Here is a 14,690-nt window from a genome sequence, read left to right on the forward strand (position 1 = left end):
CGACTCTCTCATGTCCAGATCTGGTGACGGCTTATCGCGGAGCGCCGGGCGGCGGGTCAACCCCGCGCCCGGATTCAGCCCGCGGGCGGCGGCTTCGGCGGGCCGCCGCCGACGCGGGGCAGGGGGCGGCCGCCATCCGTCAGCGCGACCGCGACGACGATCTCCCCCGCCCGCGGCGCGTCCGGCAGGGAAACCGTGATCGCGTCGAAATGCGCGCGGGACCATGCGTCATGCCGGTGGCCGAGAGGCACGTCGAAGCTCCGGCCCGGCCCGCCCCGCCCCTTGGCCGAGGGGATGAGCGCCGCGCCGCCGCCGATCAGGGCGCGGAGCGGCGCGCCGAGTTTCGGGTGTAGGAGCGCGGCGGCGTGCTCCATCTCCCCGTCCTCGCCGACGAGAGCCGCCTTGCCGTAGCCTTCCACCGCCTCGGGCGCGCAGCCGAGCGCGGCGAGGGCGAGGCGGCCGAGCCTGTCGCCCAGCAGCGCGCCCGTTTCGATCAGCTCCGAGAGATCCTCGACATAGCGCCCGGCGAACGGGTTCGCGACGACGGCGAGCGCGACGGCGCGGCGGATCGGGCGGGGCAGGGGGCGGAAAGGTTCCGCGAAGGTCTCCTCCACCAGCGTCAGCGTCTTGCGGATTTCGGGGTCAGGCATGGGCGAGGCGCTCCTCGGGGTCGAGCATGAGGGTCTCGCCGCCGAGGGCGAGGACGGCGCCGCGGATCAGGCCGGCGGCCCGCATCCGCCGCGCTTCGGCGAGCCCGGCGGCGAGCGCGCAGCGGGATTCCGCGGGAGAGAGCGGGCCGAGGCCGGTGACCACGGGCCGCTCGCCGAGGTCGCTGTCCGGCGCGAGGCTCCGCGCCGGGGCGCGGGTTATGGCGGGATGGCCGGGCAGGTCGATGGCGTTGCCGATCAGCGTCGCCGCCGCATCCGCCGCCGCGGCTGTCTCCGCCAGCACGGTGACGCTCTCCGCGATCCCGAGGCTGAAGCTCCTTCCGCCGCGGCCCGACGTGGCGACGCCGCCGATCCCGCCGCCGGCAGAGAGACGGAAGCGGCCGATCTCCCGCCCGTCCGGCGCGCGAATCGCGGCGTCGAACGTCTCCCGCGGCGAAAGATGCAGCGCGATGTCGCCGCCATTGTTGACATGCGCGCGGGCGAGCGGCCCGGCGCGGCGCATGGCGGCCAGCACCGTCTCCGCCACGGCGCCCGCCACCGCCGCCATCGGGGTGACGAAGGCGCGGTCTGCATGGGGCCTTGTGGCCGCCCACATCAGCCGCGCCGTCTCGCCCTCGGGCCGCTCCGCAACCGGGCGGCGGAGGAGCGGCAGCTCCGCGCAAAGCTCTTCGAGGATCGTGGCGAAGCGCGCCTCAGCGGCTTCGAGCGCGGCGGCGCGGCCCGGCCCCTCCGCCCCGATCACGAGGTCGATGGGCCCGTGCCTGAGCGAGAGCCGCCCGCCGGGGAGCGGGGCGGAGACGGGCCTCTCCCTCACCGGCCCCACCGGAAATTGCGCGAAGCCCGCGGGTCCGGCGCCGCCGACGCCTCCCGCCGCGCCCCGCCGATCACCTCCGCGAGCGGGCGCACCTCATCGGCGTGGCCGCCAAGGGCGAGATAATCCGAGAGGCGGAGCGTGAACTCGATGGGCGCGACGAGCGCCGGCGTCGGCACATAGCCGAAGGCGTTGGCGGGCGTCTCCGTCACGTCCGCCATCACGGTGATGCCGCCGCCGGGCCAGAGATAGGCCGGCGCGCCGCCGATGGTGACGTTGGAGAGCATCCCGCGCACGGCGCGCGTGAGCCCGACCGGGTTCTCCGTCACGCCCGAGCGGAGCGAGCCGCCGGCGCCGGCCATGAAGAGGACCGAGGTCAGCGCGGGCTCGCAATTCTCCCGCACCCGCTCCGCCGAGGCGAGGAGGGCGGGCGGCAGATCCTCCTCCACCGGCTCCAGCGCCTCGTTCAGGCGGAAGAAGGCGGCGTCCTCCCCCGTGGTCGAGACCATGAAGAGCGTCATGCCCGGCCGCGCCTTCTTCGGGTCGGAGGGGCGGAGGATCGCGCGCGGGTCGGTCACGTCCGTCCCGCCCCAGCCGGCGCCGGGCTCGGCGACCTGGAAATAGCGGCCGGGGGTGGAGCGGCGGCCCTTCACGCGGATGCCCGTCGGCTCCAGCCCGAGCATCCGCCCGGCCTGATGTTCGGAGAGGACGCCTGTGATGTGGTCGTCCACCACGATCACCTCGTCGGCATGGGGCGCCCATTGCTTCGCGAACATGCCGATGGCGGCGGAGCCGCAGCCGACGCGCATCAGCCGCTCCTCCTTCCCGTCGATCAGCGGCGCGCGCCCGGCCTGCACGACCATCGTCGCCCCGCCCTCGACGGAAAGCTCCACCGCCTCCCGGTTGCAGAGGGCGAGGAGCGTGGCGCAGGTCACGCGCCCCTCCGCCTTGCCGCCCCCGGTCAGATGCTCGACCCCGCCGAGGGAGAGCATGCGGGAGCCGTATTCGGAGGTTGTGACATGGCCGACCGGCTCGCCCTCCGCGCGGACGATTGCGCGCTCCTCCCCGATATGGCGGTCGGTGTCGATCTTCAGCTTCACGCCGCAATAGGAGAAGATGCCCTCGGTGACGACCGTCACCATGTCCACCCCCTCCACCTCTTCGGAGACGATGAAGGGCGCGGGCTTGTAGTCGGGATAGGTGGTTCCGGCGCCGATTGCGGTGAGGAAGGGCCGGCCGCGGACGATGCCGCCGTCCCAGGCTTCGCCGAGGAAGGGCACGGCGGGCGCGCCCGCCTCGATGGCGGTGAGCGGATCGAGGCGGACGAGTTCGCCGCCGTGGTTGGCGTAGCGGTCGCAGGCCCCGGCGCGGCCCTCCGCGATGTAGCAGAGCACCGGGCAGGCGTCGCAGCGGATCTTGGCGACCTCGGGCGCGTCGCTCATGCGCCGTCCTTCCGGAGCGCCGCGAAGAGCCGCGCCGGGGTCGCCGGCAGCTTGGAAGGCCTGACGCCCGTCGCATGAGCGATGGCGTTGAGGATCGCGGGCGCGGTCGGGATCAGGGCGTGTTCGCCGAGGCCCTTGGCGCCGAAGGGCCCGTGCATGTCCCCCGCCTCGACGATGACCGTCTCTACCGGCGGCATGTCGCCGATGGTGGGGATGAGATAATCGTGCAGGTTCTCCGTCCGCCCCGGAATGTATTCCTCCATCAGCGCCATTCCGAGCCCCTGCGCGATGCCGCCCTCGACCTGCCCCTCGATCAGCAGCGGGTTGATCGCCCGCCCCACGTCATGCGCCGCGACGAAGCCGAGAGGGCGGACGGTTCCGAGCGCGAGATCGACCTCCACTTCCGCGATGTGCGCGGCGTAGCCGAACTGGGCGTAGGGCTCGCCCTGGCCCGAAGCGTCAAGCGGCTTCGTCGGCGGGTCATAGGTCTCCTCCACCCGGATCGCGTAGCCGAGATCGTCGGGCGGGAGGGCGGAGAGGGAGGGGCGGTGCTTCACGCCCGCCTCCGTCACGGTCAATCCCTCCGGCCCGGAGCCGATCCGCGCGCCCTCCCCCGCGTTGACCAGCGCGAGAAGGCGGGCGCGGAGCGCGAGGCCGGCGAGGCGCGCGGCGTTCCCCGTCACGAAGGTCTGGCGGGAGGCGGAGGTCTTGCCGGCGTCGGGCGTCAGGTCGGTGTCCGCGCCCACGATCTCGATGGCGGAGAGGGGGGCGCCGAGCGCCTCGGCGAAGATCTGGGGGATCACGGTGTCCGCCCCCTGGCCGATATCCATCGCGCCCTGATGCAGCACGATCCGCCCTTCCGGCGTGACCCCGGCGCGGATGGTGGAGGGATTGGGGAGGGAGGTGTTGCCGCAGCCATACCAGCCCACGGCGAGCCCGACGCCGCGGCGGAGCGGGCCCTTGGCCTCCGCGTTGAAAGCCTCCGCCGCCGCCCGCCGCGCCTTCCATGGCGCGCGCAGCGCTTCGAGGCAGGCGGCGATGCCGACGCCATGGGCGAAGACCTGCCCCGTCACCGTCGGCTCCCCGTCGCGGAGCGCGTTGAGGAGGCGGAATTCGAGCGGGTCGAGCCCGAGCCTCAAGGCCAGCTCGTCCATCAGCGGCTCCGCCGCCGCCGCGGCCTGCGGCACGCCGAAGCCGCGGAAGGCGCCGGAAGGCGGGTTGTTGGAGTGGATCGCCTGCGCCTCCGCGCGATAATCCCGCACGAGATAGGGGCCGGAGGCGTGGACGGGCACCCGGTTCGCCACGGTCGGCCCCCAGGAGGCGTAGGCCCCGGTGTCGAACTCGCCCTCGAAGGCGAGGCCGCAGAGCCGCCCGTCCGCATCCGCCCCGATCCGCACCCGCATGGCGGCGGGATGGCGCTTCGTGCTCGCCCGCATCGACTCGCTCCGGCTCCAGACGATGCGGACAGGCCGGCCGGTGCGGATCGCGGCGAGAGCGAGATAGGGCTGCACGGAGAGATCGAGCTTCGCGCCGAACCCGCCGCCGACGGCGGTGGGCCGGATGCGGATGCGGCTTTCGGGCCAGCCGAGGATGAGCGCCAGCGCCTCCCGGTCCATCCCCGGCGCCTGCGTGCAGGCGGACACCTCCAGCCGCTCCTCTTTCATCTCCGCGAAGCCGGCCTCGGGCTCGATATAGGCGTGCTCGACGAAGCTCGTCTCCAGCCGGCCCTCGACGACATGCGCGGCGCGGGCCAAGGCCGCCTCGGCGTCGCCCCGGGCGACGAAGCCGCGGCACATCTGGTTGCCGGGCCGCCCCTCATGCAGCGCCGCCGCGCCCGGCGCGCGGGCCGCCGCCGGGCTCTCCACGGCGGGCAGGGGCGCCCAGGAGACGGGGAAATCCTCCGGGTCGAACCGCGCCATCGCCTCCGCCTCGCCCGCGACGGCCGCCACGGCCTCGCCGCGAAAGCGGGCCTCCGAGACGGCGAAGACGGGCTGGTCCGCGAAGGCGGGGATGACGCCGAAGCGGTTTTCCCCCGGCACGTCCGCCGCGCTCAGCACGCAGGCGACCCACGGCCGCGCCGCCGCCCATGCTTCGAGGTCGCCGAAGGCGAAGGCGGCGCGGGGATGGGGAGAGCGGATGATGCGAAGAACGAGCGCGCCGGGCGGCGCGAGATCGTCCCCGAACCGGGTGAGGCCCGCGACCTTCTCCGCCCCGTCGCGCCGGATCACGCCCGCGCCGACGCCGCCCTCCACGGGCGCGGGCGCGATGCGCCCCGCGGCGGCGTCCGCCACCGCGGCGACGATCTTGCGGTAGCCGGTGCAGCGGCAGAGGACGCCGGCCAGCGCCCGCTCGATCTCCGCCTCCCCCTTCGGCCCCTCGACGCGGAGCAGGGCGGCGGCGGAGACCATCATGCCGGGCGTGCAGATCCCGCATTGCGCGGCGCCCCGCGCCTCGAACGCGGCGGCGAGGGCGCGGCCCTCCGCACTCTCCCGCAGGGCGGCTACCGTCTCGACCGAGCGCCCTTCCGCCCGCCGCGCCGGCGTGAGGCAGGCGCAGACCGGCGCGCCGTCGATCAGCACGGTGCAGGCGCCGCAATCGCCCGCATCGCAGCCGACCTTGACCTCGAGCGCGCCGAGCCGGCTCCGCAACGTCTCCGAGAGCCGCTCGCCCGCGCGGGGCTCCGCCGCGACGGGCGCGCCGTTGAGACGGAAGGCGAGCGGGGCGGGGGCGGCGCGGTTCAAGGCAGGAGCCCCGCGCCCGCCGCCGCCTCGCGGAGCGCGCGCCGCGCGATCTCCGCCGCCGCGGCGCGGCGGTAGCCTGCATCCGCCCGCACGTCGTCGATCGGCGCGAGCGGGCCGAGATGCGGCGCGGCGAGCGCCGGGTTATGGAGCGCGCCCGGCTCCGCCCCGGCCAGCGCCGCCTCCAGCCCGGTCAGCCGCGCGGCGACCGGCGAGCAGGCGCCGACCGCGACGCGCGCCGCGCCGATCCGACCGCCCGCGCCGGGGGCGACGAGCGCCGCCGCCATGGCGATGGAGATGACGAGATGCGCCCGCGCGCCGAGCTTCACGAAGGCGCCCGCCGCGCCCTTCGGCGGCGGCGGGATATGGAGGGCGACGAGGAGCTCGCCGGGCCTGAGCGCGGTGCGCCGCGGCCCGGTCAGGAATTCGGAGAGAGGCAGACGGCGCGATCCTTCCGCCCCGGCGATTTCCACTTCCGCGTCGAGGGTGAGCAGAGGCGGAACCCCGTCCGCCGCGGGCGAGGCGGTGCAGAGATTGCCGCCGATGGTCCCCGCATTCTGGATCTGGACGGAGCCGACCATCCGCGCCGCCGCGCGGAGCCCGTCGAAGGCCGGCGGGAACGGGTGCGCCGCGATCTCCGCCCAGGTCGTCAGCGCGCCGATGCGCCAGCCTTCCGGCCCCTCAGCGACCCCGCGCAGCGCGGCGATCCCCGTGAGATCGAGCAGCCGGGCCGGGGCCGGGCGCTCGCCGAGCGCAGGGTAGAGGTCGGTGCCTCCGGCGATGGCGGGGCCCGCCCCCTCGCGCATCAGCGAGAGCGCGTCCTCCAGCGTGGCGGGGGCGGCGTAGGTCATCGGTCTGTCCCTCAGGCTGGCCTGATGATCGGAGCGGCGCGGCCCGGCTGTCAATCCGCTTCGCGCCAGGGCTTCCGTCGTCGCATCCTGGTAAGGATTAAGCGGCTATGATGATGTGCGATCCGTCAATTGAGGCGGGAGGAGATTTCGGCTAGTATGAAGAAAGCGGTGCAAGCCCATGCATCCGATCTATAATCGCCCGGAGGCGCCCTTGCCTGAGGAGCCGATCTCGACGTCGAAGCGCCGCTGGCGCATCTCGCTCCGGGTGAGCGTGGTGCTCGTCATGGTCGGCGCCGTGGCGATGACCTCGGCCGCGGTGCATCTCCCGTGGTTCTTCATCAGCCGCGAAAATGTCGCCGACATGTCCCGCCAGCTCAACGCCGAAATCGTCTCGGGCGTGAACCGGGAGCTGGCGACGCTGTTCGAGAGCGCGGAATCCGCTCAGGAATCGCTCCGCGGCGCGATCGAGGCGGAGGTGTTCCAGATCGAGGACAAGGCGAAGCGTGACGCGCTGTTCTTCGCCGTGCTGAAGGCGCATCAGCATTTCTCCTGGGTCAGCTTCGGCGCGCCGAACGGCGATTTCTTCGGCGCCCAGCGGCGCGACGAGGTCAATCTCCGCATCGCGGAAAGCCGGTGGAACGCGGAGCGCGGAGAGGCGGAGCGGGTCGAGGTCTACTTTGTGGACGACGGCGTGCGCGTCAGCCGGACTGTGACGAAGCGGGAGGTGAACGATTACGACTCCCGCTCCCGCGAATGGTTCAAGGCGGCGGTCGCCGCGCCCGGCCGCCATGTCTGGACGGACATCTATGTCTTCAGCGCCTCACGCCGCCCCGGCCTCAACACCGCCGTGACGGCGGAACGCGCGGCGACGGGCGAGCGGATGGGCGTCGTCTCCATCGCGATCGAGCTCGAGCGCATCTCCCGCTATCTCGCCGGGCTGCCCTCGCTCCGCTCGGGCGGCGCCTTCCTCGCGGACCGGCAGGGGCGGCTCGTCGCCTTCGGCGAGCCTTCGGAGGTAACGCGCCTCTCGGCGGACGGGTCTGAGCCGGAGCTTCGGCCGCTCAAGGAAAGCAATCATCCGTTGCTCGCCCTCGCCGCGCAGGGGCTCGCCGCCGGCGGGCTCAGCCTCGCCACGGTGGCGGAGCCGGTGCAGATCGTCGCGGAGGATCTGGCCGGGGAGCGGCATTTCCTCTCCCTCGCGCCCGCGGCCCGGGAGGGATGGATCGTCGGCACCGTGATCCCCGAGGCGGACTTCATGGGCGTGATCAAGGCGAACCAGGCGCGGCTCGCGCTCATCGTCGGCGCGCTGCTCGCGCTAGTGGGCCTCTCCGCGCTCTTCATCTCGCGCTCGCTTCTCGTCCGCCCGCTGGATGCGCTGGTGGCGGAGACGGAAAAGGTGGCCCGCTTCGATCTCGACGCCGTGCGACCGGTGGACAGCGCGGTGGTGGAGGTCGCGGCGCTTTCCGATGCTGTGGGGCGCATGGCGCGCGGCCTCGGCTCCTTCCGCCGCTACATCCCTATGGATCTCGTCCGCGCCCTGCATGACCGTGACGTGGTGGCCGAGCTCGGCGGGCAGCGGCGTACGATGACCGTGATGTTCATGGACCTCGAAGGCTTCACCACGATCTCCGAGCGGCTTGGCCACCGCGTCGCGCCGCTGCTGGCCGATTATTTCGGCGCGATGAGCCGGGCGATCGAGGGTCGGAAGGGAACGATCGACAAGTTCATGGGCGACGGCGTGATGGCCTTCTGGGGCGCCCCCGCCTATGACGAGGATCATCCGCTCCACGCCTGCCTCGCCGCGCTGGACTGCCAGGCGGAGATGGACCGGCTCCGGAAGGAATGGACGGCGAAGGGCCTCCCCGCCCCGCGGCTCCGCATCGGGGTGACGACGGGGCGCGTCGTCGTCGGCAATTTCGGCTCGGAAGAGCGGCTGAATTATACGGTGATCGGCGACCCGGTGAACCTCGCCGCCCGCCTCGAAGGCATGAACCGGACGTACAGCACGCGCATCCTCATCTCCGGCGAGTGCTGGGAACTGGTGAAATACGACATGTTCGCCCGCCGGGTGGACGTGGCGAAGGTGAAGGGCAAGGATGAGCCGACGACGCTCTACGAGCTGCTCGCCGCGCGGGACGAGAACGGCCGCGTGGCGCCCGGCTTCGAATGGGCGGAGCGCTACGAGGCGGGCTTCGCGCTCCTGTCGGAGCGGCGTTTCGGCGAGGCGGCGGAGGCGTTCCGCGAGGCCGTCGCGGCGAAGGACGCGGAGGACGGGCCCTCGCGCCGGCATCTAGAGCGCATCGAGGCGGAAATCGCCGCCGCCCCGCCGCGGCCCCGCGCCGTCGATCCCGCCGCGGCCCCGAAGCGGGACGCCTGAGGGTCAGGTCTTCCGGCGGGTCAGCGCGACCCAGGGACGAAGATCGACGATGGCCTTCGCCGCAACCGCCAGCACGAACGCCGAGAGAGCGACTTTCGAGACCGTCTCCATCGTCCCCTCGATCAGCAGGGCATGCGCCGCCGCGCCCGCCACGATCACCGCGGCGAGCGCAAGATGGGCGAGCCGCCAGAGGGCTGGCCGCAGCTTCCTGCGGAAAAGCGCTAGAAGCGCCGTGGCGATCACCGCCCACATCGCGATGACGCCCCAGAGTGAGAAGGGCGTGGGCGAGCGGAGGAGGAGCGCGTCGATCACGTCCGGCGGGCTCGTAAGCCAGAGGCCGCCGACATGCGCGACGACGGCCGCCACGATCCCCGCTCCGACCCAGCGATGCAGAGACCGCCCGCGCGGCGCCGGGAGCCCCGGCAGGTATCCCCTCGCCAGCAGCGGCTGGAAGAGGAGGAGGGCGAGCGCCGCCACGCCCGCGAAACCGGCGGCGATGTAGACCGGCTCCCGCCAGGCGAGGAGCGGGCTCGTCGCCGCGAGGGCGAGCGGAACGAGCGCGGCCGCGGCGACCGCCGCCCAGATGAGCGCCGCGCGGAGCCGGGGCATCCGGTCAGACGGGCTTCAGCACGAAATGCGCGCTGAGCGTCGTCTCCCGCGCGCTGGCCATGATCGGGCGAAGGAACACCGTCTCGAATCCGCCCCGGCCGTGTTCCGCGTCATAGGCGAGGTGCCCGTGCGGCTGCCCGAAGGCCGGCACGATCTGCGGCATGTCCATGCGGAACTCGCCGTTCGCGTCGGTCAGCGTCGCGCCGTGGCTTTCCGGGTCGCGCTCGTGGCCTTCGGTGGTGTGCGCCCAGATCTGGATGCGGACGCCTTCGAGCGGCGCGCCGTCCCCCGCGCGGCGCACGGTTCCGGTCATCAGGAACCCGCCGCCGCCGATCCGCTCGACGAGCGGCGCGCCGGCGCGGTAATTGTTCGCGCCGCCCCGCATGGTCGGCGTCGGCTCCAGGCCCCCTGCGCGAAGCGGGGCGATGAGGCCGGAGCCTCCTGCGATCAGCGCGGCGCCCGCGAGGCCGGAGCCGGCGAGAAGCATGTCGCGGCGGGTGAACGGAATGCGCGTCATCCTGCGGTCTCCTCTTCCTGTCGGATTCTGTCTTCCGGCAGAGATAGGCGCTTACGAAGCGCGATAAAGCGCGTCCGCCGGTCGCGCCGCCTCAGCCGCCGGGCGGGAGGCTCCGCCCGTTCAGCCGCGCCGGCGCCCCTTCCGGGCCATAGATCGCGCTCGCCGCCTCGAAGAGCGGGAAGGGGATGGAAAGGCCGATCCGCCGCGCATGGAGAAAGTTGATCGCGATGTCGGGCGGCGAGACGACGCCCACCGGCAGGTCGCCCGCCGCAGCCTCGCCCGAGAGGACCTTGAAGGCGTAGGCGGCGGCGAGGCGGGCGTTCGACTCGAAGCTGACGCCGATGGAGAGCGCCGCGCTCTCCTCCCCCGCCTGCACCACTTCCGGGGCGACGGAGAGCACGGGAACGGAGCCGGAGAGCCTGTTGATCGTCCCGATCTCGGCGAAGACGGCGGTTGCGCCTGTGATCCAGATCAGGCTGTCATCGAGTTCCGGATCGGCGGCGCGAAGCCGCTCCAGCGCCGCCGGCAGCAGCCGTTCGAGATCGGACCGGGCCGTCTCCGCGCCTGCGACCACGACATCCGCCGTCTCGACCCCGATTTCGCGGAGCGCGGCGGCGATGGGCCGGGCCTGCGTCTCTACGGCGCTGACGTTGCTCTCGTCCGTCAGGATCGCGACGCCCTTCAGGGCGGGCTTCAGCAGCTTAAGATGTTCGACCTGCACGTCCACGAGAAGATTGAGGGAGGTGAAGGCGATGTTGCGGCCGCTCCCCTCCCGGTAGCCGCCGATCTGGCCGAGCGGCACCGGATCCTTCGCGCAGATCGTGACGACGGGAACGGGGGGCGCAGCGGGCCTGGCCGCCAGCCATTCGACGGTTTCCGATCCCATGGCGAAGGCGAGCGCGGCGCCTTCCTCGGCGGCCTCCCGGAGGATGGCCTCGCCCTGCGCCGGGTCCTTCTCGAAGTTCACGGCGATGATTTCGGGCGGGTCCGCGCGCGATGCGAAGGCTTCTAGCAGCGTGGTCATGGCGATGTCGTAGGCGGAGGATTTCCGCGGATAGACGACATAGATGCGGCGGGTGGGCTCGGGCGCGCCCTTGAGGCGCATCCGCACGCGCATCTCGTCCGCCGGGTCCGGCAGGTCCGCCTCCCAGCGCGCGGCGGCCTCCGGGGCGATCTTGAACCAGTCTCCGATCCTGTCGAAGGCCTCCGCCCGCGCGCCGGCGAGCGCGAGCGCGAGCGTAAAGAGGAGGGCCGCGGCCTTCATGTCCCGGCCTTCCGGACTGCGAACGCCGCCACAAGGCCGAAGAGGCAGGTGAGGCCGAGAATGGCCCCGGCGATCCAGAGGAACCCGCCGCCGCCCCCCGCCGCCGCCAACGCCGCCGCCGCGAGGCCGGGGCCGGCGACATGCCCGGCGCGCTCCGCGATCCGGTAGAGCGCGGTCGCCGTCGGCGCGCCGAGCCGCGCCGCTGCGCCGCTCTCGGCCACGAAAGCGATCACGGGGGCGTTGACGCAGCCATGCGCGAGCCCGGTCAGGAACACCCCGGCGAGCGCCAGCGCAGTCGCCGCCGCGGGGCTCGTCTCCACCATCGCGGGCGCGCCGATCGCCGCGATCCCGGCCGCCGCGCCGGCGCCGCCAAGGAAGAGCAGGAAGCCGGCGCGCCCCGTCCGGTCCGCCCAGCGCGCGGCGGGCCCGGTGGCGAGGAGGACGCCGACGGCGTAGAGCATCAGGATCTGCCCGATCTCCTCCGCCGCCCAGCCGCGCGCCGAGAGATGGAGCGGGGCCGCGAAGACGATGATGCCGGTCAGCGCAGCCTTCGCCGGCGCGCCCACAAGAAGGAGGGCCCCGAGAAAGCCGGCGGAGCCGAAGGCGCGCGGCAGGTCGGCGAGCCGTGGCCCGCCGCCCCCCCTTGCCTCCTGCTGCGCCGCCTCCGGATGCGGGAGCGCGCGCGCCAGAGCGGCGACGAGGAGCGCCGCGGCGGCGGCGATGATGAAGACGCCGTCGGCGCCGAGATCGGCGACGAGGAGGGAGCCGATCGCCGCGCCGGCGATCATTCCCCCGTTGAAGCCGAGCACGATGACCGCCGCCGCGCGCGTGCGCCCGCCCGCCGGCGCCGCAAGAAGCGCCGCCTGCACCCCGATCAGGAGCAGTCCCTGCCCGGCGCCGGCCAGCGCCCGCGCGCCGAGAAGCGGCGCGAAGCCGGGCGAGAGGGCGGGGATCGCGCTCGCGAGCGCCACCAGCAGCGCGCCAAGAAGGGTGACGCGCCGCGCCCCGAGCCGCGCGGAGAGCGCCGTCGCCGGCAGGAGCGCGAGGAGGAAGGCGCCGAAATAGGCGCTGAAGACAAGGGAGGCGCCGCCGCTCGCCCCCGCCTCCGCCGCCCATCGCTCGGCCAGCTGCGGCAGAAAGCCCGCAGTCAGGAAATCAGCGAAGACCGCGAGGAAGAAGACCGGGCGCAGCGCGGCGAGCCGCGGATCGGGGCCGCCGTCCTCCTCCCCGCCACGCCGGATGAAGCCGAACGCAGTCGCCGCCACAAGGCCCGAGGCGATCAGAAGGGCGGCGAAGTTGCGGACGCTCCGTGCGACCGCGCGCCAGACGACGGCGGCCGGCAGCGCCACCGCGATCTCCGCCCCCGCCGGAAGCGGGGCCCGGTATTCCAGCGCGCCGGCCGGCGCCCGCCAGGGCCGGCCGACGGCCTCCGGCTCGCCATGGGCGGCGACAACGCCGCCGACGACGAGGCCGACCGCGGCGACATCCTCGTTGGCGCGGGCGTATTCGCCGAGGAGCGCGTCAAGCCCGCTCACGTCCCGGAGGTCGAGCCCGTAGGCGAAAAGCGGGCCGACCCGCCCGGCCAGCGATTCCGAGATCGCCTTGGCGCGCGCCTCCGCCCCCTCGGCGTAGAGCGCGGCGAGGCTGCCCGTAACCGCCGTCGCCGCGACGACGAAGGCGGCGGCGAAGGCGACGAAGAGCCTTCGTCGTCGCCCTTCCCGGAGCGCGAAGAGGAACACGGCGAAGGCGAGCCCCCCGGCAAGCGCCGCCAGCGCGGGCAGGGGCCGTGAGGCGCGCGCGGCGAGCGCCTCCCGGTCGAGCCTGAATTCAAGCGCGCCCGCCGCGCCGAAGCGGCCGGCGAGCGGGAGGGTCACGAGGAGCCGAGTCTCCGTCAGCCGCGTCTCGCGGGCGCCGGGCGGCGGCCGCGCCGCTTCGCCTTCCTCGCCCGCGGCGAAGAGCGCCCGGCCCTCCGGCCCGCGCAGCACGATCCCCGCCAGCGCCGGATCGGCGGCGCGGATCGGCGCTGCGATCTGCGTGAAGCCCGGGAAGGCGGTGAGCGGCAGCCCCGCGGCGAGGTGGGGACCGAGCGCGGCGGCGAGCACTTCCGCCTCTGCCGCGGCCTTGTCCTCCGCGAACCGCGGCCAGCCCCGCTTCGCCTCCCCCCAGCTGACATAGACGAGCAGGGCGAGGGAGAAGAGCGCCGTAAGCCCTGCCGCCGTGGCGGCGCCGAGCCCGCCGCCTCGCCTCATTCGAGCAGCCTTTCGAGATGGGCGACGACGCTCGGCCGGTTGCGGACGTAGTGATCGAGCCGGTCGAGGAGCAGCGAGAGCAGGAGATCCTCGTAGTCCATCCCCTCCGCCCCCAGCCCGAGGCAGACGAGGCTCGTCCCGCGTTCATCGGGGCGCTTCAGGTCCGGCTTCGGATTCGCCTCGAGGATATGGAGCCTTCCCGCCGCGTCCGCCCGCACGTCGAGCCGCACGAGGCAGCGGATCTGGAGGTCTTCGTGCACGCGACGCGCAAGGGCGAGGAGCGGCGTGCGCGCCGGGTCGCCCGGCTCCAGCGCGCGGGCGCGGCCGCCGTCGATCGGCTTCAGGTCCATCGAGGTGAAGATCGCCTCGCCCGGCGCGAGCCGCCGTTCGACCGCAGAGAACGCGAAGGGCTCCGATCCGCGCTCCGGGCGCCCGCCGCGCACGACGACGGGGCCGGAAACGGCGACGCAATATTCCGCCCCCCTCATGAAGGCCTCGACCAGCACCTGGTTCAGCGTCTCGCGATAGACGGCGTCCACCACGCCGGGCACGTCCTGACGCGCGGCGACATGGTGGACGTTGAGGGAGGCGCGGCCGATCACCGGCTTCACGACGAAGCCGCCCTCCCACCCGTCGAAGGCGCGGCGGAAGGCGGGGTCGTCCAGATCGAGCCGCCCGCGCACGCCGTCCCAGACGAGGAAGGGCGGGGTGGGGAGGCCGAGCGCCTGCGCCTCCCGCTTGAAGACCTGCTTAGAATCGAGCGTGAGCGCGAGGAGCGGGCGATGGCCGACATAAGGTATGCCGGCGAGCTCCATCACCGCGGGGGCGTGGGCGATGGCGTCATAGCCCTGCATCCCGGCCGTGTTGAGCCAGGCGAGGTCAATCCGCTCCTCCCGCAGCCGTTCGGGCAGGGTCAGATCGTCCGGCAGGAGCATGACATGGCGGAAGCCGGCGGCGCGGAGGCCGTTCCTGATGTCCTTCGCCACGGGCTTGTATGATTTCTCGGAGCGCGGGTTGCGCCCCTTGTGGATCACCGCGCCCTGCGCCTCCTTGTCTCCGTTATAGACGACGGCGACGCGCAGCCCCTCCCGGAGCCCGTCGAGCCCGGCGACGAGCCGGTCGAAGGGGTCGATGGCGCCCAATGCGGTTACTCCTGCGGCCCAA

Annotated in this window: 11 protein-coding genes; 1 reads left to right on the top strand and 10 read right to left on the bottom strand. The window is 73.5% G+C overall.

The genetic code is table 11. From position 1 onward, the window contains the following. Positions 1-74: 74 nt before the first annotated feature. The 5 genes from ACE37J_RS14600 to ACE37J_RS14620 are packed head-to-tail and all read right to left on the bottom strand — an operon-like array spanning position 75 to position 6,510. Entirely contained in the window at positions 75-650 is a 576-nt protein-coding gene (locus ACE37J_RS14600; protein WP_409712186.1) for an amino acid synthesis family protein, read from the bottom strand. Further along, complete coding sequence (locus ACE37J_RS14605; protein WP_409712188.1) at positions 643-1,482, bottom strand: UPF0280 family protein; 840 nt, start codon at positions 1,480-1,482, stop codon at positions 643-645. The genes ACE37J_RS14600 and ACE37J_RS14605 overlap by 8 nt, the downstream gene beginning before the upstream one ends. Continuing rightward, a complete protein-coding gene (locus ACE37J_RS14610; protein ID WP_409712190.1) occupies positions 1,479-2,921 on the bottom strand; it encodes a 6-hydroxynicotinate reductase in 1,443 nt (480 codons plus the stop codon). Before ACE37J_RS14610 ends, ACE37J_RS14605 begins: the two co-directional genes overlap by 4 nt. Continuing rightward, on the bottom strand, positions 2,918-5,662 hold the full coding sequence (locus ACE37J_RS14615; RefSeq protein WP_409712192.1) for a molybdopterin-dependent oxidoreductase: 2,745 nt from the start codon (positions 5,660-5,662) through the stop codon (positions 2,918-2,920). The genes ACE37J_RS14610 and ACE37J_RS14615 overlap by 4 nt, the downstream gene beginning before the upstream one ends. Continuing rightward, positions 5,659-6,510 carry an FAD binding domain-containing protein gene (locus ACE37J_RS14620; protein ID WP_409712194.1) on the bottom strand — a complete coding sequence of 284 codons (852 nt, stop codon included), beginning with the start codon at positions 6,508-6,510 and terminating at the stop codon, positions 5,659-5,661. The genes ACE37J_RS14615 and ACE37J_RS14620 overlap by 4 nt, the downstream gene beginning before the upstream one ends. A gap of 211 nt (positions 6,511-6,721) precedes the next feature. Between ACE37J_RS14620 and ACE37J_RS14625 the strand changes: the two genes are divergently transcribed. Further along, positions 6,722-8,887 carry an adenylate/guanylate cyclase domain-containing protein gene (locus ACE37J_RS14625; protein ID WP_409712196.1) on the top strand — a complete coding sequence of 722 codons (2,166 nt, stop codon included), beginning with the start codon at positions 6,722-6,724 and terminating at the stop codon, positions 8,885-8,887. 3 nt (positions 8,888-8,890) lie between these two features. On the opposite strand, the gene ACE37J_RS14630 is transcribed toward ACE37J_RS14625, so the two are convergent. The 5 genes from ACE37J_RS14630 to ACE37J_RS14650 form a co-directional block, all read right to left on the bottom strand. Continuing rightward, positions 8,891-9,496 (bottom strand): ferric reductase-like transmembrane domain-containing protein, encoded by a 606-nt coding sequence (locus tag ACE37J_RS14630; protein ID WP_409712198.1) that lies wholly within the window; start codon positions 9,494-9,496, stop codon positions 8,891-8,893. A 4-nt stretch (positions 9,497-9,500) separates the two neighbouring features. Next, positions 9,501-10,013: a twin-arginine translocation pathway signal gene (locus ACE37J_RS14635; protein WP_409712200.1), complete on the bottom strand. Its 513-nt coding sequence runs from the start codon at positions 10,011-10,013 to the stop codon at positions 9,501-9,503. Between the two features lie 91 nt (positions 10,014-10,104). Then, on the bottom strand, positions 10,105-11,277 hold the full coding sequence (locus tag ACE37J_RS14640; RefSeq protein ID WP_409712202.1) for an ABC transporter substrate binding protein: 1,173 nt from the start codon (positions 11,275-11,277) through the stop codon (positions 10,105-10,107). Then, positions 11,274-13,526: an MFS transporter gene (locus tag ACE37J_RS14645; RefSeq protein ID WP_409712203.1), complete on the bottom strand. Its 2,253-nt coding sequence runs from the start codon at positions 13,524-13,526 to the stop codon at positions 11,274-11,276. Before ACE37J_RS14645 ends, ACE37J_RS14640 begins: the two co-directional genes overlap by 4 nt. Then, a complete protein-coding gene (locus ACE37J_RS14650) occupies positions 13,523-14,668 on the bottom strand; it encodes a D-alanyl-alanine synthetase (RefSeq protein WP_409712205.1) in 1,146 nt (381 codons plus the stop codon). Before ACE37J_RS14650 ends, ACE37J_RS14645 begins: the two co-directional genes overlap by 4 nt. Positions 14,669-14,690: the final 22 nt, after the last annotated feature.

This window comes from Pikeienuella sp. (assembly GCF_046290545.1).
In the GTDB taxonomy this organism is placed as follows: domain Bacteria; phylum Pseudomonadota; class Alphaproteobacteria; order Rhodobacterales; family Rhodobacteraceae; genus Pikeienuella.

Coding starts and splice junctions, on each gene's coding strand:
- ACE37J_RS14600 (WP_409712186.1), bottom strand. CDS start 650: ATGCCTGACCCCGAAATCCGCAAGACGCTGACGCTGGTGGAGGAGACC.
- ACE37J_RS14610 (WP_409712190.1), bottom strand. CDS start 2,921: ATGAGCGACGCGCCCGAGGTCGCCAAGATCCGCTGCGACGCCTGCCCG.
- ACE37J_RS14620 (WP_409712194.1), bottom strand. CDS start 6,510: ATGACCTACGCCGCCCCCGCCACGCTGGAGGACGCGCTCTCGCTGATG.
- ACE37J_RS14630 (WP_409712198.1), bottom strand. CDS start 9,496: ATGCCCCGGCTCCGCGCGGCGCTCATCTGGGCGGCGGTCGCCGCGGCC.
- ACE37J_RS14635 (WP_409712200.1), bottom strand. CDS start 10,013: ATGACGCGCATTCCGTTCACCCGCCGCGACATGCTTCTCGCCGGCTCC.
- ACE37J_RS14640 (WP_409712202.1), bottom strand. CDS start 11,277: ATGAAGGCCGCGGCCCTCCTCTTTACGCTCGCGCTCGCGCTCGCCGGC.
- ACE37J_RS14645 (WP_409712203.1), bottom strand. CDS start 13,526: ATGAGGCGAGGCGGCGGGCTCGGCGCCGCCACGGCGGCAGGGCTTACG.